This window comes from Streptomyces sp. NPDC020299, from assembly GCF_044387825.1.
Taxonomy (GTDB): domain Bacteria; phylum Actinomycetota; class Actinomycetes; order Streptomycetales; family Streptomycetaceae; genus Streptomyces.
The window spans coordinates 531556-548270 of record NZ_JBIRWL010000002.1 but is presented as its reverse complement, the minus strand read 5'-3'; the positions used below and the strand labels follow the sequence as shown (position 1 = coordinate 548270).

Sequence of the window (16715 nt, the reverse complement as noted above, 5' to 3'; positions counted from 1 at the left end):
AAGGTGGCGAGATACGCGGTGGAGCAGCCGGGGTGCTCACCGATGATGTGGAGAACGGCGGCCCGAGTCTGGCCCAGGAGCGAGTTCAGCGGCGATCGGGCTCCGGGCGGGGCCGAGTGCGTTGGTAAGGCGAACAAGGGCCGTGGGCCCGAGGGCTGATCGTGGCAGCGGGGTCGGAAGCCCTTCGGCCACCACGTTTTCCGACTCGGCGTGAAGCGACTGCCGATGTCTCCGGCCGCATTCTCGCGACCCGCAGCCCGCCCGGCTCGGCGGACCAGGCGACCGCTTCTTACCTCACGCCGACAACCTGATCTGCCTTGCGGCCATCTCAAACAGGGACGCATGACGCAGCGAAACCGAATGAGACGACGAGAACCGAAAGGGAGAACGCGTGTCGGCCATCAGCCAGCGGATACACCTGGTACTGCTTGCCGCATGGACAATCCTCTGGTTCGGCGTGGTCCAGCCACACGGGGGGTTCTCATGGCACTACCTGCGTACTGGTGGGGAGTTGATCTACGCGGGCTCGGGCAGGGCGGACGGCGGTCTGAATCTGTACGCCCACCACCCCGAACTCCAGATGGGTCCCCTCAGCTTCCTGGCGGCGGGCCTGTTCAACCCTTTCCCCGAGTCCGTCGGGCAGTTCCTGGCCGCCGGCGTGATGTCCCTGCTCGGTCTGCTGATCCTGGTGGTGGCCGGGCGCAGCGCCGCCTGGCACTTCCTGGGCACCGGCACCAATCACCAGCGGCTGCGGCAACGGGTGCTGATCGCGGGCCTGGCGTTCATTCCGATGTGGATCGAGGTCGCTGTCCGTTTCGGCCACTTGGACGACGTTCTGGCACTCTTCTTCACCGCCCTTGCCGTACGCGCTCTCACCCTTGGCAGCCCCGCTGCCACGGGCGCCTTCCTGGCTCTGGCCATGGACTCCAAACCGACCGCGTTGGCCTTCCTGCCGCTACTGCTCGCACTGCCGAGAGGGCAGTGGCTGCGCGCGGGACTGTGGTGCACGGCTCTGGTCGCGGTCGCTTGGCTGCCGTTCCTGCTCAATGCCCCGCAGTCGTTCGACGCAGCCGAGTTCACCATCCCCAACCAGCCTGCGTCCGCGCTGCACTGGCTCGGCGTCAACGATCCACGAACCCCTCCCTGGGACCGGCCCGCACAGGCTGCGATGGGGCTGGCGCTGGGTTGCGTCGCGGTCTGGCGAGGCCGCTGGCCCGCTGTCGTCCTGCTCGGCGCCAACGCCCGGATCGCCCTGGACCCCAGTGTCTACACGTACTACACCGCCTCCGTCCTGCTGGGCACACTGTTGTGGGATGTGATCGGGCAACGGCGCCTGGTGCCCTGGTGGAGCTGGATCGGCCTGATCACCCTGTACGGAACGGTTTTCGCAGTTCCCGGTGACGCGGCCCGCGGCCTGATCCGCCTGGGCTTCGTCATCGCCTCCACCGCATATGTCCTCCTGTGGCCGGTACGAGACCGGCGTCGGCGCCCCTCCCAGTCGCGCAGCGAGCGGGAGGGGACCGATCAGGCAGTGGGCACGGCGAAGTGAACCACGCTCGGCACGCCGGAAAGATGGCGTCCCTGACGCGTCAGGGCAGTGCGCTAACTGTCACGTGGAGGGGACGCCGTAGACCTGCACGAGGATGACGCCAACGGTGTGCCGCCGTCATTCCGGTTACCACCGGCGAGCTGACCCACCATCATGACGATGAGGCCGGCAAGGAGAATCGCGGCGCCGATCAGAGTTCCCGACGGCCGAGCACCGGAATCGCTGATCCCCAACCCGAAGACCAGTTGCCGGCACAGCGCAAAGGCCACCATCAACTGACCCCAGCCATAGATCCGCGGGGCGCGAACATGGCGCCGGTTCATGGGAAGCACCCAGCCGCTGATAACCGCCGCAACACCGGAGGCGGCGATGAGCAGCGCCAACAGGACAAGAGGCAGGGCGAGGTACAGCTTCACAGTCTCTCCCCTGCGCACTGGGCCCACACCACCCGACGACAGCGTGATCATGACACTCGTTGCATCGCCACGTCCACAACTGCGCAGGCCCGGCGATCGGCCGGACAAGTCCTCGCCGTGCGCACTCCAGGGTGGCGATGGATGCCTGATTGCGCTCGATCAGCTCGGTGACGATGGCCGGATCGGTCTCGACCGGAGCGGACGCGCCGCCGGTCAGCGGTCGGCCCTGGCCCGTGTTGGGGAGCGACGGGACGAAATCGTCACGGTCGAGGACGGTCTCCAGCGCGTCCCTGACCAGCGGATCGCCTCTTCCTATGAGGTCCAGGAGGCCGGCGCGGCTCGCGGGCGAGGCCAGGCGCTGGGTGACGTCGACGAACAGCCTCTCGCCGGCCTCGTGCATGGGTGCCATGGCCGTCAGCTGCCACATGGAGAGCCCCAAGGGCTTCATGGGGTCAGTCATCATCTGCTGATGACCGACGGAGACGTAGACGTGATTCTCCTGGTCGCCGGTCTCCGGGATGGGGAACAGTGTCGTGATCGGTCGGCTCTGAACGATGTGGAAGCCGTCGTCGACCAGGCACCACTCGATGTCCTGAGGGCGGCCGAAGTGCGCTTCGATCCGCCGCCCAAGCCGCACGAGCCGCACGAGCCGCACGACCTGCGTATCCGTCAGCGACGGCTGCTCCTGCCGCCGCGAGTCGATCGCCACTTCCCGCGTACCGCCAGTCGGCAGGGCGTGAACGGCACACTGCTTGGCGGCGATCGCCTTGGAAGGTGAGGCCAAGACGGACGCGAGGGATGCGTTCATCATCGCCGAGCTGGAGATGATCGTGGGCTTCGACGACGACCTGGCCGGCGAAACCACCAGGGTCGCCAACCGGCTTCACGGCCTGCTGACCCAGATCCACCCCGCCTTGGAACGGGCCCTGTGGCCTGCTCACCGCCGTCCTCGACCAGCGCATGGTGCTGCATCGGCATTGGCTCCGGACAGTTCCGATGCTTTGGAGTCGTTCCGGTCGGGTAGGGGCCGGCCGACGGCGACGACGAGCCGGGTATCGGCGTCGATGACGACCTGGTGGTGGGATGCCCGATGATCCGCGCGGCAGCCGACTTGGACACACCGAACAGCGGGCCGGGCTACCGCAGCGTCAGGTTCGTCCGCCCATACGCGGTGACCACCGCCGTCCCCTTCGGATCGACTCTGGGCGCCATTGATCGCATCTGGGGCCTTGCCCTCAGAACAGCGCGACAGCGTCGATGCCGCAGTGATCGCTCGCCCCATACGGCAAGGCACCGCACATCGAAGCAGGCACCGCTCGTGGCGGCGACCGGCCAAGAGGCGAGCGAGCGAGGTTGGTGCCACCGTGCCGATCACTGCGCGGCGGGGTTGTCGTAGTCGTTGAGGAGAGGGCTGTGGCGTTCGGTGAGTGGGCCGACGCCGAGATCTTCACGCATGAGCTTGCGCATCTTGGCGGCCGCCTTGCCGCGTGCCTCCCAGCGGGCGCGATCCTCTGGGCTGCTGACAACAGTGCCGTCGATGTAGCCGGAGCAGATGCGGCGCAGACAGTGGAACACGCTGTTGGATGCCTTGACGACGGATTGGGGCGCGATGAGCCACATGCGTTCTGATGCGATGGCTATCTCTGAATCCCGAAAGGCTTCGCGCAGCACAAGCGCCCGCTCGTCATCGGAAGGGTATTCTCGCTCGGCCAAGGCTCGCAGGGTCTCGCCGAGGACCTTCACGGTGGTGGTGTATTGCGTGTAGATGTCGAGCCGCAGCCGAAGGGCTTCTTTGACATCCTCGCGCTTCCACCGATTCCGATCGGCGATGAGAGTAGCGACGATGCCGATCCCGGCCCCGGCCAGAGTGGAGAGCAGTGGCAACCAATCCATGCAGGCCAGCTTGGGCCACCCCGTGACGGCGGCACCAGGTGGGAGGACGAACCTTGTACCGCCCGCGCCGAGACCACCCACCGCTGGCCCCTGACCAATCTCCCCAGACAGCACACCGAGTAGGGCGACACCTGTCCGCCGAGGTGGAACGGGGCCGCCACCACCCTGTCGTGGGGCTCCCGTCGGGACAAAGTCGCGTGCACCCACAGCGCGGCCTGCGCTACCTTCCTAGACGTGCAGGTGCGCAGGCAGCGGCTACTTCTCCTGTCAAGAGCGGGACGCGGGTTCGAATCCCGCCGCCGGCGCCATGCCGGTGTCGTCCAGCGGCCTAGGACGCGTACGTCGCCGCCGCCGACCTCGATCTCTGCACGCCTACGCACAAGCCGCTCGCCACGGGGGATGCAGGCGAGCGGCTTCGTCGCGTCATGGATTCGGTGCTCTGCTCGGCCGGCTGCCTGACGAGCGTGGCCCCAGTGACCCACCACACCGCGCCCACGCAGTTCGTCGAGGTGGACGGCGTCCGTTACGCCTACCGCAGGCTCGGGGCCGGTGGACCGGGTGGAATCGACCGCAGCCTCACTCAGAGCCTGCGCTCAGGCCGGCCCATGCGCCGCCCGAAGATCGCCCGTCGGCCTACCGGACGGGGCATCATCCGCGGCCTGGTGTCCATCACCGCCCGCCCCGCCGAGGCCGAGGACCGAAAAGTCCCCGGCCATGGGGAGGGCGACCTCGTCATGGGCACCAGGCCCTCGGCGGTCGCCTCGCTCGTCGAGCGCATCAGCCGCTACACGGCCATCGTTGCGCTGCCGGACGGCATCAAGGCCGAGCAGGTCACCCCGCACCTCACCAGGCGCCTCCTCGGCATCCCGCCCCACCTGCGGCGGACGCTCACCTGGGACCGCGGCCGGGAGATCGCCGAGCAACCATCACCACCGAGACCAGGATGCCGATCTACCTCTGCAAGCCGCGGAGCCCGTGGCAACGCGGCACCAACGAGAACACCGACCGGCTGCTTCGGCAGTACCTCACCAAGGGCGCCGACCTCCGCACGTTCAGCCAAGCCGACCTGGACGCCATCGCTCACGCACTCAACCACCGTCAACTGGCCATGTGGCCGAGCCACCCCTCGGGGGGCATACAGCTGTCAGGCGGGCTGCGCGGCGGGCGCCGGGGCGGTGGCCTTGTGAGCCTTACTGGTCTCCCGGAGGGTCAGCAGGCCGGTGATCGCGATCAGCGCCGAGGTCAGGCCGTGGATGCCGAACGCGGCGGCGAGGGGGCCGTGGTGGGCCAAGACGTTGATCATGTCGCCGAACGGGGCGACGGCCTCCATCAGCAGGACCCAGCCCAGGCCGCGGCGGTGGCCCGTCAGCAGGAGGATGCCGATGACCAGGCCCATCGAGAATTCGCGGGTGCCCTTCATGATGAGGAAGCCGTCGCCGTTGCCGGCGGGCCAGGTCGGCAGGCCAACGCCTTGAGTGGACGCCTCCGGGGCCAGGATGAAGGACAACCCGAGGTAGAGGACGAACAGGGCGCAGACGGTGGCCAGGACGGTGTTGACGTTCTTCAGCGACATCGTTCTTCTCCTTTGACGTTCAGCCTGGGGTGGGGCAGGGGTTCAGCGGCGGATGCGGCAGGCATAGCGGGGGTGGTCGATGACGTGCCAGATGACGCGGACCGGCGCCGGTGGGGGGAAAGATCGCCTTACTCGGTCACTGACCGTGCCGGCCTGCCGGTTCGTCTTCGCCGATGCCGGTTTTGCCGCGATCCCGCCACCACCAGTGAAGCCGTGATCCGCTGGGCCACCATCGGCCTCACGCCCCGGCGCCGCCCGGGGTGAGGATTTCCATGAGATGTCCGTCGGGGTCGCGGAAGTAGGCGCCCCTGCGGCCCATGGTGTGCTTACTGCGATAGATCTGCCCGATCTCTTGGCATGCAGGATCGCCGTCGACACTCAGGCCGAGGATGTCGGCCAGGAACTGCGCATGGTGCATGGATGCGTGACTGCCGGGGGGGGGAGGGCAGGGCTTCTCCGGCTGCCCTCTCTGGCTGCAGCTGCCGTGTCATACGTTGATCTGCTCGAATATGTGGGGGTACGACGCGATGTCGTCGCTGAACTCGGCCGCCATGCGCTGGAACTCCGGGCTGCCGAACGCCGTGGCGAGCGCCTCGGTCGACTCCCAGACCGCGACGTTCATCAGAAGCTGGCTGTCCGCCGTTCCCTTGTGCATCTGCAGGGAGACGAATCCCGGCTGAGCCTTCATGAACTCCGCCTGCCTCCGAAAGAGGGCCAGGAACGCTTCAGTTTCCTCCTTCGGGACGACGAAGGTGTTGGCCAGGACGATGGGTCCGGTCTTCTCCTTGAACTGCGCGAACATCGGCGTATTCGGGTCGAGACTCTGCAGCTTGGCCATTTTCGGTACTTCCTCTCGCTGTCGGTTGCCCCGCGGCACTGAGGCCGGCCACCGCCGTACTGGGTCCGGCGACGCTCGCTATCGAGGGGATCTGACGGTCACTCAAGGGCATCGCGGGCGACACCAAGGCCTCCAGCGACTGCAACCTTGCCAACGCTTGTTGGTCAACATCGTTGGCCAACATTGTTGGCAAACATAGAGCCGCAGCTCTGGACTGTCAACACCCGTTGGTCTACGTTGTTGGCATGACCGGCACCACGGAGAACCAGCAGGCCGCACGGCGTTCCGACGCCACCCGCGCCACGATCCTCGACGCGGCCCGCGAGCGGTTCGTGGCGGACGGCTACGAGAAGGCGACCATCCGGGCCATCGCGCGCGACGCGAAGATCGACCCGTCGATGGTGATGCGCTACTACGGCAACAAGGCGGGCCTGTTCGCGGCGGCCGTCGCGATCGATCCCGGGTTGCCGGGCCTGTCCCTCGAACCACGCGAGGAGATCGGCCGTACGCTTGTGCGCCACTTCCTCACCCTGTGGGAGGAGAACGGGGAGCTCACCGCGCTGATGCGGGTCGGCGCCACCGACCCGGCCGCCGCCGATCGCATGCAGAGCGTGCTGCGCGAGCAGATGATCCCACTGGCCCGCCGACTGGGCCACGAGCCGGAGCAGGCGCAGGCGCGGGCTGCACTGTGCGTCTCGACCGTGCTGGGGCTCGCGCTGACGCGCTACGTGCTGCGGTTCCCGGCGAGCGTGGCGCTCGGCCGCGACGAGATCGTGGACTGGCTCGGCCCCACGGTCCAGCGGTATCTCACCGCACCCACGCCCTGAAGAACGCGTCCAGGCATCCACCGCGACCTCGGTCACGGCGGATGCCCTCAAAGGGAGACCGAAAGGATCAGCCCTGCTTCTGCGGCTTGTGGGACGTGCCGCCGAGCAGCATGAGGCCGGCGGGCACGCGGCCGGAGGTCCACACGGCGCAGCCGCAGATCGCCGGGCCCCGTACCCCAGACGGGCATCCGCCCCGGAAGCTGCGATGCTCATTGATCACGACCCGATGCGCGCCTTGACGCCGCGTCATTCGCCGGTGCCCTCGTCGTCCTCGTCGAGGTGGACGGTCGCCGGGTCACGCAGTGGGCGCAGGCCCCACGTGGCGGGCGGGCGGCGAAGCCGTATCGGCCCAGGCAGTTGAGGTGGGCGTGCTTCAGCGGGGAGGCCCGGGCCACGTCCTCGTTGAGGACGTCATGCTCCCGCTCCCCGGGCGGCAGGGCCCGCAGGTGGTCGACGGCGGCATCGAGGTAGCGGGTTGTCCAGAGCACGGCGGCATTGAGGACCAGGCCGAGCGCCCCGAGTTGGTCCTCCTGCCCCGTCCTCTATGCCTGCATGATCTGTCCGCGCTTGCCGTGGCAGATGTCGCGGGCGAGCGTGTGCCGCGACTCCTGGACGGTGAGCTGCCGGTTCGTCTGGCGCCGGCAGATTTCGTCGACCGGATCGACGACCCTGAGCAGGTACAGGGTCTTGGCGATCCGCCCGTACTCGGCCGGTTCACCTTGTTGCGGGCCAGGTCCGCCAGCGGCCCGTACTCGCCGGTCTCCGCACCGGGCATCTCCGCCCGCCAGAACCGCTGGTCGCCCAGGTCCTCGGCGAGAAGCTGTAGCCCAGCATCGTGAGCAGCCCGAACACGCCGCAGCCGGCTGACACAGACCGTGGGACAAGACCAATGGGCAAGGACATGCCCCTGCTCCGGTCCGGGGAAGGACGCGTTCGACCTCCCCAGGTCCCCGTCCTCCCCCGCCCGGAGCGGCATCCGCCTACCCCGTGATCCCGGGCTCATGCGCGCTGGGCACGCTGTGCCGGCATCTGCGGGTGCCGCAGCCGCTGTCCGGTGGGAGGAGTGTCCAGGAACCGGTGCAGGGAGGACGTCATGCTTTCCACGAAGGCGTCACGGGTCTGCTCGGGGACCAGGCTCAGGGACAGGTACGGGTTGAGGTCCTCCAGCTCGACGAGGAGCAGTTCGCCTTCCTGGGTGCGGCAGGCGTCTACCCGCTGGATGCCGTGGTCGATCGTGTTCCAGTCGATGAAGCGCCGTGCGAAGGCGAGGTCGGCGTCGGTGGGCTCGTAGGGTTCGAGAACCCAGCGCCGCTCGGGGTCGGGGGCGTTGAGGGCGTACTGGAAAGTGTCGTCGACGTGATAGAAGGACACTTCGTAGCGGAAGTCGACGCGCGGCTGGACCAGAACGTCGCCGTAGGCGAGGTCGCCCAGTTGCTTCCGGGGTACGAAGGTCAGGCCGATGGAGTCCGCGCCCGCCTTCGGCTTGACCGCATACTGGCCGGCCTCGGGCAGCAGGTCCAAGTCCCCGGGCCGGTCGATGGTGGGGATGACCGGGTATCCGGCGGCGGTCAGGTCCAGCAGGTACTGCTTGCCCGCCATGTCACCCCGGCCGGACAACGGGTTGTAAATCCGGGTCCCGTGGGCCATGACCTGGTCCCGGAAGGCGTCGTACTCCTTCTGGTAGTGCAGTACAGGTCCGCTGTTACGGACCACGACCCCGTCGAAGGCGTCCATCAGCGAGGCGGCATCCAGCGGATGGCACAGGGCGATGTCGAAGGCTCCCGCAGCCGGGAGGTCAGGAAGATGTCCTCGTCGCAGTAGCGCCGCCCCCGCGCTTGGTAGGCGAGGTCGGTCACGAACAGAACCTGGCGGCGGTCGGGCATCGCGGATCTCCTTGGAACTCGTCACACGATCTTGCTGAGGTACGCGGTGCGGCTGAGCGTTTCAGCTGGCGCTCGGTGAGTCCAGGTGGCACTTTGGGCGCTGGTCTTGCATGCGGTGCTGGGCCACAAGGGCCCCCTGGCGCTGGTCCTCGCTTCGCGGGCCTGCCTGAGGTCATGGCCTCTGGGTGGCCCGGTGTACGAAGGCGGGCGGGAGGTTCGCCCACACAGCCTTCGAGCGCTCCAGCCGGTCGAAGCGGCAGGCGAGTTCGGCGGTGAAGTGGCGGGCGGGCGGAGTCCAGGCCGCGTGCAGATAGGCGAAGGTGGTGAACCGGCCACCGGGCGCGAGGACTTCGGTCACGACGTCCAGGATGTGCCCGCGCCGGTCCTGCGGCATGACCGTCCACGGCAGCCCGGAGACCACCGCATCGACCGACCCGTCTACCGCGGCGGCCAGCCCGGCGGCCGAACCCTGGACCACGGTCAGCCGGCTGTCGCGCCGGGTGACCGACAGCCGGGCCGCGAGCACCGGGTTGAGCTCGACCGCGACGAGCCGTGCGTCGGGTGCGAGCCGGGCGAGGATCGCGTCGGTGAACACCCCGGTCCCCGGGCCGAGCTCGGCGACGAGCCGGGCCCCCTCCAGGCCGATGCCCTCGGTCATCGCGTACGCCAGCCGCCGTGAACTGGCCGCCACGGCACCGGTCATGAGGGGCCGTCTGAGGAACTCGGAGGTGATCGACATGGCGGCCATGGTGGAAGCGCCCCGGGTGGCCGCACGTCGTACCCCCGGCCGGTGTCCGTACGACTGCGGGAGGACCTGGTGACGCCCGCCAGGACGATGCCGGGGAGCGGGCCCCGGCCGTAGCGTGAGACGGTGCAACGGCTGATCGAGACCCTGCCCCGCCTGCGGCGCGAACATCCGTGGCTGACGGACGTCCTGCTGCTCGTGCTGGTGGCCGTGCCCCCGGTGATCCGCCCGCAGCCGGGCTGGCGGCCCGTCTGGGTACAGGCGGGCGTCTACGCCGCCCTGGTGCTGCCCCTGCTGTGGCGTCGCCGCCGGCCGGTCCTCGTCGCGGCCCTGGTGACGGCCGCGTTCTGGGCGCAGTACCTCGGACAGGTGTGGGGACAGGAACCGGGACGCGGCGCCGTCGCCCTGGCCGCGGTCCTGGCCACCCTCACGGTGCGTGGCCTGCGCAGGGCCGCCGCGGCGACGGTGGTCTGTGCCGCAGCCTGCGTTCTGCTGTGGGTTCCCGCCTGGCAGCGGGACTACGGGGGTCCGGGTGCCCGCGGTGCCTGGCTCACTCCGCTCGCCGTGGGACTCCTGCTGGCCGGGGCCTGGGTGTTCGGCGAGTACGTCCGTGCCCGCCGCGCCTATGTCGCCGAGTTCGAGCGACGGGCCGCGCTCGCCGAGTCGGAGCGCCTCGCCCTGGCCCGGATCGCCGTCGCCGAGGAGCGGGCCCGCATCGCCCGCGAGATCCACGACGTCCTCGCGCACAGCGTGAGCGTGATGGTGCTGAACGCCGAGGGCGGCCGGCTGATGCGGCACGCCGACCCCACGGTCGTCGACCGCACCCTCGACGTCATCAGCGCGACCGGCCGCGAGGCCCTGGACGAACTGCGCCGGCTGCTTGAGGTGCTGCGCACCCCCGAGGCGGACGCCCCAGCCGGCGGCCCCGGCCCGGGGCCAGATCACGGTGGGGCCGGTGAGTCCCTTTCGGCCGATCTTCGGCGGCTGGTCGGGCGCCTCAACACGAGCGGCACGCGCGCCCGGCTGGATCTTCGTGGAGAGCGGGGCGGTCTTCCGGCGGATCTCACCGCGCAGACCTACCGCATCGTGCAGGAGGCGCTCACCAACGTCGTCAAGCACGCGCCTCCGGACGCCACGATCCATGTACGGCTGGACACGGGCACCGAGGGGCCGGGGCGGCTGGTCCGCGTCCGGGTGGAGAACTCAGCCGGAGCGGGAGCCGCCCCGGAGCACCCCAGCCCACTGCTTTCCCGCGGTCACGGACTCACCGGCATGCGCGAACGCACCGCCCTGTACGGCGGGAGCGTCGACGCCGGGCCCACACCCGACGGGGGCTACCGGGTCACCGCGACCCTGCGCCCCACCGAACCCGAGCCCGCCACGGCAACCCCATGACCGGCCCGACCCCCACCCCGTCGTCGTCGAGGGTGCTGATCTGCGACGACCAGGAGCTCATCCGGATGGGACTGCGCATGGTCATCGACAGCCAGCCCGACCTCACCGTGGTGGGCGAGGCCGCCGACGGGGATGCGGCGATCGCAGGCGTGGCCGCCCTGGAGCCGGACCTCGTCCTGATGGACGTACGCATGCCTGGCCTGGACGGACTCGCCGCGACCGAACACCTCTGCGCGCAGCCGAACGGACCCCGGATCCTTGTCGTCACGACCTTCGACCTTGACGAGTACGCCTACGCGGCCCTGCGCGCCGGCGCGAACGGCTTCCTGGTCAAGGACGCCCCCGCCGAGGAGATCCTGGTGACCGTCCGGGTGGTGCTGCGGGGCGAGGTCATGGTGGCGCCCTCACTCACCCGGCGTCTGGTCGACCGCTTCGTCCGGCAAGCCCCCGCGTCCGTGCCCGCCCAGCGCAGCCGCCTGGCCGCGCTCACCGACCGGGAACGGGAAGTCCTTGCCCTGGTCGCCGGGGGGCTGACCAACGGAGAGATCGCCGACCGCCTTTTCGTGGGCGAGACGACCGTCAAGACCCACCTCGGTCGCATCCTGACCAAACTCGGTCTCCGCGACCGTATCCACGCGGTGATCTTCGCCTACGAGAGCGGACTGATACGGGCCGGGGACTGAACAGCGACGGGCGCCCCGCCGGACTGCCCGCATCGCCCTCGGCGCGCCGCGGTGTACGACGAGGGCGGGGCGGCCAGCGGTACCACCCGGGCGCGCCCCCGCTCCCGAGTTCGGTCACTGGTTGCGTCTGTAGCTCCCGTCGTCTGCAGTCAGGTCGGAAGTTGATCTCAGTGGCTTGGGCGCTGCGGGGCACTGGCCACCCCTGTCTCCCGACCGCTGAGCGAGGCGTCCAGGGTCTCCTGGGCCGTGCGCATCGCCTCGGCGTACTTCGGCTCGGACATTCGCTGCCAGGCCAGGTCCGGTGCGATGTGCTCGACCCGGCTCATCACCCACCAGATGTTGCCGAACGGGTCCCGCACCCTGCCGCCACGATCCCCCCACGCACTATCAGCAGCCTCGGTGACCACTTGTGCCCCGTGCGCAACAGCGGCGGCCATGGCGGCGTCCGCGTCCGGGACGTAGACCCGCAGCAGCGAGGGCATCACCGGCCAGTCGGGGCGGCGGTCGAAGGCCAGCACGACCGTGTCGCCGACTCGGATCTCGCCGTGGCCGATGGTGCCGTCCTCGACCGGCACCCGTGCAATCTCCTCGCCGTCGAACGCGCCGGTGATGAAGTCGAGCAGTGCGCCGGTGTCGTCGGTGACCACCCACGGTGCAACGCTGGTGTAGCCCTCGGGTGCAGTCTGACCCATCGGTGTCGTCCCCTCCTGTGGTCCTTCGTGATGTGACGACACTAGGGAACAACTAGGACAGCCTTGTTCCTAGATGAACCCGGAGTCAGGACGGGATTCTCATCCCACTCCCGGGCTGCGGCGGTGCCTGATCGCTCCGGCGCGGCGCCGTGCGCCCCCGTCGCAGTCTCGTGGGAGGGCCAGCAGTGCGGCCTCACCACACCCAGGAACCGCCCGTGACATCCGTCATAATTATCCATTTTGCAGCAGATAAATGGATATAAGTAGCTCTTAGGGTTCGTCGCACCACTCCGGCAACCAGCTCCAGGACTCAAGACAGCGGCATGGGAGAAGCGTTTGATCACGGCACGTAAACGACGCACCGGCATAGCGGCTGCGGCCGGCGTACTCGGCGGCGTACTCGCCGTCACCGTCGGCGGCACCAGTAACGCTGCCGACGGCGGCAACAATGTCGTGGATCACCCGGCATCGCAGGCGCGGGCGGATCAGAAGGCAGCCCAGGATGCTTCCGACGCCCGAATAGACATCAGCCCCCAGCAAGGTGCCTACAACGTCGGGGTCAACGACCCGGTCCAGGTCACCGTCAGCAACGGCAAGCTCACCCAGGTGACCATGACAGCCGTCGCCACCGGCGACGAGATCCCGGGCACCCTGTCCCCGGACGGCACGTCGTGGAAGCCGAACGGTCACCTGGAGCGGGCCACCAAGTACCAGATCGCCGCAGAGGCCGAGGACGCCAAGGGTCGCTCCGCCACCGGGAACGCCACCATCACCACGGTTTCCCCGGCCGGCGACGTCATCGGGCATCTCTCCCCCGAGGACGGCTCGACCGTCGGCGTGGGCATGCCGGTGACGGTCACCTTCGGCAAGGCGATCGTCAACAAGGCCGCCGTGGAGTCGAGCATCCAGGTCAGCTCCAGCAGTGGCCAGCGGAGCGTCGGTCACTGGTTCAACGACAACCGCCTGGACTTCCGACCCAAGAGCTACTGGAAGCCCGGCTCCACCGTCACCGTCACGCTCAACCTCCAGGGCGTCCAGAAGACGGTCACGTTCAAGGTCGGCCGGAGCCAGATCAGCACGGTCGACGCCAGGACGAAGACGATGGCCGTCGTACGGGACGGCAAGACGATCAGGACCATCCCGATCTCGTCGGGCAGCCCTGAGCACCCGACGTACAACGGTCAGATGGTCATCTCCGAGAAGTTCAGGCACATCCATATGAACGGTGCGAGCGTCGGCCTCATGAAGGACAGCAAGCCCGCGTACGACATCAAGGCCGTACCGCACGCCATGCGTCTGTCCGACTCAGGCACGTTCATCCACGGCAACTACTGGGGTGCCGACTCGGTCTTCGGCCACGTCAACACCAGTCACGGCTGCGTGGGCCTGAAGGACGTCAGGGGCGGCGGCGACGACAGGCAGCCCGCCGCGTGGTTCTTCGACAACTCGCTGATCGGTGACGTCGTGATCGTCAAGAACTCCGAGGACAAGACAGCGTTGGCCCCGGACAACGGCCTCAGCGACTGGAACATGCCGTGGAGCGAGTGGGTCGCGGGCAGCGCGACCCGCTGACGCCGCGTCGCTTTCCCGCGCCCGGTGGTTTCCGGCCGAGCGTTGAGGCCACGCCGAGCGGACCCGTCCCGGAGCAGGCCGCCAGCCGGCCGGTTCGCCTCGATCAAGGGCCCGTCGCGACACGGGCAGCCCCGGCCGGGTCGTCTCGGCCCGGTCGGCTCCCTTGCCGCCGAGCAGGTCGGCCATGTCCCGGCTGCCCCGGCGAAGGTGTACACGTACGTCCGTCGGGCGCTCGGACAGGCGCCGGCCGACGACCAGGAGACTCGCCGCGGAGGCGGCCCGGACGAGGGCGGTGGCGGCCCTGCCCTCCACAACGGTCTCCAGAACCTCGGTCTCGGGTACTTCTCGCGCCACACCGCCAGCACGGCGGACAAGAACCCCTGCCACTCCTCGGCCCGGGCATGTTCCCCACCTCCTGAATCGAGGCCCCGAGGGGACTCGGGGAGGCCCGATTCCAGCGTCGTGTCCAGGGGTTCTGCGGGGCAGGGGCCGGTGGTTCTTCAGCGGAGACGATGGGCCCCGCGTGCGGGTCGGCGCAGTCAGGTGTGGTCACGGACGATCGGCAGCCGCGCCCGCTGCCGCCACGGCGATCAGCGCGACGGCGTCGGCGACCCTCCGTCGATCCAGCCCTTGCCGGACGCGGTCGCGAAAAGGGAGGGCGTAAGCCCGCGCGGCGTGCGAGCCGAGACGTGCCGAGCGGGGGCGTCCCGCTGCTGTCAGCCGACCGTGAGGTCCGGCCGGATCAGTGTGCCCGACCTGCCGTGGACGATTTCGTAGGCCGCGTCCAGGGCTCCGATCGCGGCCAGGCCGCCGGTGTGTTCGACGAACCGGGCAGCCGCCTCGGCCTTGGGGCCCATGGAGCCGGCCGGGAAACCGCCGTGCCGGAGTTCCCGGGGGGTGGCGTCGAGCAGCGGGTGCTGGTCGGAGGTGCCGTAGCCCTCGTAGACATAGGGGACGTCGGTGAGGATGAGCAGGAAGTCGGCCTTGAGGTCCTCGGAGAGCAGAGCCGCGGTGAGGTCCTTGTCGATGACGGCCTCCACCCCGGTCAGTGCGCCGGTGTCGCGGTCGGCGGTGACAGGTATCCCGCCCCCGCCGGCGCAGATCACCAGGGTCCCGCTGTTCAGCAGTTCGTGGATGGTGTCGGTCTCCAGGATGCGTTCGGGCGCGGGTGAGGCGACGACGCGCCGCCAGCCGGTGGTGTCCCTGGCGATGCGCCAGCCCCGCTTGCGGGCCAGTGCCTTGGCCACCGGCGCGGAGTACACCTGGCCGACGAACTTCGTCGGCCGTTCGAAGGCGGGATCGTCGGCCCGCACGAGGGCGTGCGTGACGAGGGCGGCGATCCGGTGCCCGGGCAGGGCGTCGTGCAGGGTGCGGGCCAGCAAGGACCCGATCATGCCCTCGGTCTGGGCACCGAGCAGGTCCAGCGGGTAGGGGGCGCTGAGCGCGGGGTCCGCCTCGCTCTCCATGGCGAGCAGCCCGATCTGCGGACCGTTGCCGTGGGTGATGACGAGTTCGTGCTCGTGGGCGAGGGCGGCCAGGGCGGTGGCGACACGGTCAATGTTGGCCTGCTGGACGGCGGCGTCGGGGCGTTCGCCGCGGTGCAGCAGGGCGTTGCCGCCGAGGGCGACGACGATGCGCATGGTTCAGTCCTCCAGGGTGGCGACGAGCACGGCCTTGATGGTGTGCAGCCGGTTCTCCGCCTGGTCGAAGACGATCGAGGCGGGCGAGGAGAAGACCTCGTCGGTGACTTCGAGGCCGTTCAGGCCGTAGGCCTCGAACAGCTCCTGGCCGAGCCGGGTGCTGTGGTCGTGCAGGGACGGCAGACAGTGCATGAACTTCACGTCCGGATTGCCGGTGAGGGCCAGCGTCTTGTCGTTGACCTGGTACGGGAGCAACAGCTCGATCCGTTCCCGCCAGGTGTCGGCCGGCTCGCCCATGGAGACCCAGACGTCCGTGTGCAGGAAGTCGGCGCCGCGTACGGCGGTCTCGACGTCCTCGGTGAGGATGATGCGGGCCCCGCTGCGGCCGGCCACTTCACGGCAGGCTGCGACCAGCGCGGGTTCCGGCCACAGCGCCTTGGGCGCGGCGATGCGTACGTCCATGCCGAGCAGTGCGCCCATCGACAGCAGGGAGTTGCCCATGTTGTTGCGGGCGTCGCCCAGGTAGCAGTAGCTGACGTCCGTGAGCAGCTTGGTGCTGTGCTCCCGCATGGTGAGCATGTCGCACAGACTCTGGGTGGGGTGTGCTGAGTCGGTCAGGCCGTTGAAGACGGGGACGCCGGCGTGGGTGGCGAGTTCGGTGACGATCGACTGGGCGGAACCCCGGTACTCGATGGCGCCGAACATGCGGCCGAGGATGCGGGCGGTGTCGGCGATGGACTCCTTGTGGCCGACGTGGGTGTCGCCGGGGCCGAGGTAGGTGGTGCGGGCGCCCTGATCGGCGGCGGCCACCTCGAAGGCGCAGCGGGTGCGGGTGGAGGTCTTCTCGAAGACCAGGGCGATGTGCTTACCCCTCAGCTGTGGCTGTTCGGTGCCGGCACGCCTGGCCGCCTTCAGGTCGTGGGCGAGATCGAGGAGGTGGTGTATCTCGGGGGCGGTGAAGTCGAGTTCGCTCAGGTAGGAGCGGCCTCGCAGGTCGACGGTCATGATG

16 protein-coding genes, 1 tRNA gene and 5 pseudogenes are annotated in these 16715 nt (G+C 69.1%); 8 read left to right on the top strand and 14 right to left on the bottom strand.

The genetic code is table 11. From position 1 onward, the window contains the following. Positions 1-391 precede the first annotated feature (391 nt). Positions 392-1549 (top strand): hypothetical protein, encoded by a 1158-nt coding sequence (locus ACH45E_RS06650; RefSeq protein ID WP_361443966.1) that lies wholly within the window; start codon positions 392-394, stop codon positions 1547-1549. Between the two features lie 53 nt (positions 1550-1602). Here the strand turns inward: ACH45E_RS06650 and ACH45E_RS06645 are convergent, their stop codons facing one another. Continuing rightward, complete coding sequence (locus ACH45E_RS06645) at positions 1603-1965, bottom strand: hypothetical protein (RefSeq protein WP_361443969.1); 363 nt, start codon at positions 1963-1965, stop codon at positions 1603-1605. 82 nt (positions 1966-2047) lie between these two features. Then, a pseudogene (locus tag ACH45E_RS06640) lies at positions 2048-2737 on the bottom strand (PEP/pyruvate-binding domain-containing protein); the annotation flags it as partial. A 1-nt stretch (position 2738) separates the two neighbouring features. Between ACH45E_RS06640 and ACH45E_RS06635 the strand changes: the two are divergent. Further along, positions 2739-2915 (top strand): annotated as a pseudogene (locus tag ACH45E_RS06635) (IS110 family transposase); the annotation flags it as partial. A gap of 23 nt (positions 2916-2938) precedes the next feature. On the opposite strand, the pseudogene ACH45E_RS06630 reads toward ACH45E_RS06635, so the two are convergent. Both ACH45E_RS06630 and ACH45E_RS06625 read right to left on the bottom strand, forming a co-directional pair. Next, positions 2939-3231, bottom strand: a pseudogene (locus ACH45E_RS06630) (IS5/IS1182 family transposase); the annotation flags it as partial. A gap of 105 nt (positions 3232-3336) precedes the next feature. Continuing rightward, the gene (locus ACH45E_RS06625; protein WP_361443972.1) at positions 3337-3858 is read right to left on the bottom strand and encodes a hypothetical protein; all 522 of its coding nucleotides are present in this window, start codon (positions 3856-3858) and stop codon (positions 3337-3339) included. Positions 3859-4094: 236 nt separating this feature from the next. Here ACH45E_RS06625 and ACH45E_RS06620 point away from each other — a divergent pair. Together ACH45E_RS06620 and ACH45E_RS06615 are read left to right on the top strand one after the other, a co-directional pair. Beyond that, positions 4095-4166, top strand: a tRNA-Ser gene (locus ACH45E_RS06620). 117 nt (positions 4167-4283) lie between these two features. After that, positions 4284-5045: an IS30 family transposase gene (locus ACH45E_RS06615; protein ID WP_399040118.1), complete on the top strand. Its 762-nt coding sequence runs from the start codon at positions 4284-4286 to the stop codon at positions 5043-5045. On the opposite strand, the gene ACH45E_RS06610 is transcribed toward ACH45E_RS06615, so the two are convergent. The 3 genes from ACH45E_RS06610 to ACH45E_RS06600 all read right to left on the bottom strand — a co-directional run bounded on the left by ACH45E_RS06610 (position 5003) and on the right by ACH45E_RS06600 (position 6269). Continuing rightward, positions 5003-5431 carry a DUF4267 domain-containing protein gene (locus ACH45E_RS06610; RefSeq protein WP_361443975.1) on the bottom strand — a complete coding sequence of 143 codons (429 nt, stop codon included), beginning with the start codon at positions 5429-5431 and terminating at the stop codon, positions 5003-5005. The two genes, ACH45E_RS06615 and ACH45E_RS06610, sit on opposite strands and share 43 nt — an antisense overlap. 238 nt (positions 5432-5669) lie before the next feature. Then, entirely contained in the window at positions 5670-5849 is a 180-nt protein-coding gene (locus tag ACH45E_RS06605; RefSeq protein WP_361443978.1) for a hypothetical protein, read from the bottom strand. A gap of 69 nt (positions 5850-5918) precedes the next feature. Further along, entirely contained in the window at positions 5919-6269 is a 351-nt protein-coding gene (locus tag ACH45E_RS06600; protein WP_361443981.1) for an antibiotic biosynthesis monooxygenase family protein, read from the bottom strand. A gap of 245 nt (positions 6270-6514) precedes the next feature. On the opposite strand from ACH45E_RS06600, the gene ACH45E_RS06595 reads away from it, so the two are divergent. Next, positions 6515-7096, top strand: a complete 582-nt coding sequence (locus tag ACH45E_RS06595) for a TetR family transcriptional regulator (RefSeq protein WP_361443984.1) — start codon at positions 6515-6517, stop codon at positions 7094-7096. Positions 7097-7163: 67 nt separating this feature from the next. On the opposite strand, the gene ACH45E_RS06590 is transcribed toward ACH45E_RS06595, so the two are convergent. The 4 genes and pseudogenes from ACH45E_RS06590 to ACH45E_RS06575 form a co-directional block, all read right to left on the bottom strand. After that, positions 7164-7316, bottom strand: coding sequence for a hypothetical protein (locus tag ACH45E_RS06590; RefSeq protein ID WP_361443987.1), 153 nt, complete (start codon positions 7314-7316; stop codon positions 7164-7166). Positions 7317-7342: 26 nt separating this feature from the next. Further along, positions 7343-7948, bottom strand: a pseudogene (locus ACH45E_RS06585) (Tn3 family transposase); the annotation flags it as partial. Between the two features lie 147 nt (positions 7949-8095). Continuing rightward, positions 8096-8979 (bottom strand): annotated as a pseudogene (locus ACH45E_RS06580) (hypothetical protein). A 172-nt stretch (positions 8980-9151) separates the two neighbouring features. Next, entirely contained in the window at positions 9152-9718 is a 567-nt protein-coding gene (locus ACH45E_RS06575; RefSeq protein WP_361443990.1) for a methyltransferase domain-containing protein, read from the bottom strand. A 132-nt stretch (positions 9719-9850) separates the two neighbouring features. On the opposite strand from ACH45E_RS06575, the gene ACH45E_RS06570 reads away from it, so the two are divergent. Together ACH45E_RS06570 and ACH45E_RS06565 are read left to right on the top strand one after the other, a co-directional pair. Then, the gene (locus ACH45E_RS06570) at positions 9851-11119 is read left to right on the top strand and encodes a histidine kinase (RefSeq protein ID WP_361443994.1); all 1269 of its coding nucleotides are present in this window, start codon (positions 9851-9853) and stop codon (positions 11117-11119) included. Further along, positions 11116-11802 carry a response regulator transcription factor gene (locus ACH45E_RS06565; protein ID WP_361443997.1) on the top strand — a complete coding sequence of 229 codons (687 nt, stop codon included), beginning with the start codon at positions 11116-11118 and terminating at the stop codon, positions 11800-11802. The genes ACH45E_RS06570 and ACH45E_RS06565 overlap by 4 nt, the downstream gene beginning before the upstream one ends. A gap of 167 nt (positions 11803-11969) precedes the next feature. Here ACH45E_RS06565 and ACH45E_RS06560 read toward each other — a convergent pair whose 3' ends face one another. Next, complete coding sequence (locus ACH45E_RS06560) at positions 11970-12494, bottom strand: VOC family protein (protein ID WP_361444000.1); 525 nt, start codon at positions 12492-12494, stop codon at positions 11970-11972. Between the two features lie 336 nt (positions 12495-12830). Here ACH45E_RS06560 and ACH45E_RS06555 point away from each other — a divergent pair, with 336 nt between their 5' ends. After that, positions 12831-14066 (top strand): Ig-like domain-containing protein, encoded by a 1236-nt coding sequence (locus ACH45E_RS06555; protein ID WP_361444003.1) that lies wholly within the window; start codon positions 12831-12833, stop codon positions 14064-14066. Between the two features lie 716 nt (positions 14067-14782). Here ACH45E_RS06555 and ACH45E_RS06550 read toward each other — a convergent pair. Both ACH45E_RS06550 and argF read right to left on the bottom strand, forming a co-directional pair. Further along, positions 14783-15706, bottom strand: a complete 924-nt coding sequence (locus ACH45E_RS06550; protein ID WP_361444006.1) for a carbamate kinase — start codon at positions 15704-15706, stop codon at positions 14783-14785. Positions 15707-15709: 3 nt separating this feature from the next. After that, positions 15710-16711 (bottom strand): ornithine carbamoyltransferase, encoded by a 1002-nt coding sequence (gene argF, locus ACH45E_RS06545; protein WP_361444009.1) that lies wholly within the window; start codon positions 16709-16711, stop codon positions 15710-15712. Positions 16712-16715 lie beyond the last annotated feature (4 nt).

Bases quoted from the DNA above. Each gene is read 5' to 3' on its own strand.
- ACH45E_RS06600 (WP_361443981.1), bottom strand. From the start codon at position 6,269: ATGGCCAAGCTGCAGAGTCTCGACCCGAATACGCCGATGTTCGCGCAG.
- ACH45E_RS06560 (WP_361444000.1), bottom strand. From the start codon at position 12,494: ATGGGTCAGACTGCACCCGAGGGCTACACCAGCGTTGCACCGTGGGTG.
- ACH45E_RS06595 (WP_361443984.1), top strand. From the start codon at position 6,515: ATGACCGGCACCACGGAGAACCAGCAGGCCGCACGGCGTTCCGACGCC.
- ACH45E_RS06605 (WP_361443978.1), bottom strand. From the start codon at position 5,849: ATGCACCATGCGCAGTTCCTGGCCGACATCCTCGGCCTGAGTGTCGAC.
- ACH45E_RS06575 (WP_361443990.1), bottom strand. From the start codon at position 9,718: ATGTCGATCACCTCCGAGTTCCTCAGACGGCCCCTCATGACCGGTGCC.
- ACH45E_RS06625 (WP_361443972.1), bottom strand. From the start codon at position 3,858: ATGGATTGGTTGCCACTGCTCTCCACTCTGGCCGGGGCCGGGATCGGC.
- ACH45E_RS06565 (WP_361443997.1), top strand. From the start codon at position 11,116: ATGACCGGCCCGACCCCCACCCCGTCGTCGTCGAGGGTGCTGATCTGC.
- ACH45E_RS06610 (WP_361443975.1), bottom strand. From the start codon at position 5,431: ATGTCGCTGAAGAACGTCAACACCGTCCTGGCCACCGTCTGCGCCCTG.
- ACH45E_RS06550 (WP_361444006.1), bottom strand. From the start codon at position 15,706: ATGCGCATCGTCGTCGCCCTCGGCGGCAACGCCCTGCTGCACCGCGGC.
- argF (WP_361444009.1), bottom strand. From the start codon at position 16,711: ATGACCGTCGACCTGCGAGGCCGCTCCTACCTGAGCGAACTCGACTTC.
- ACH45E_RS06615 (WP_399040118.1), top strand. From the start codon at position 4,284: ATGGATTCGGTGCTCTGCTCGGCCGGCTGCCTGACGAGCGTGGCCCCA.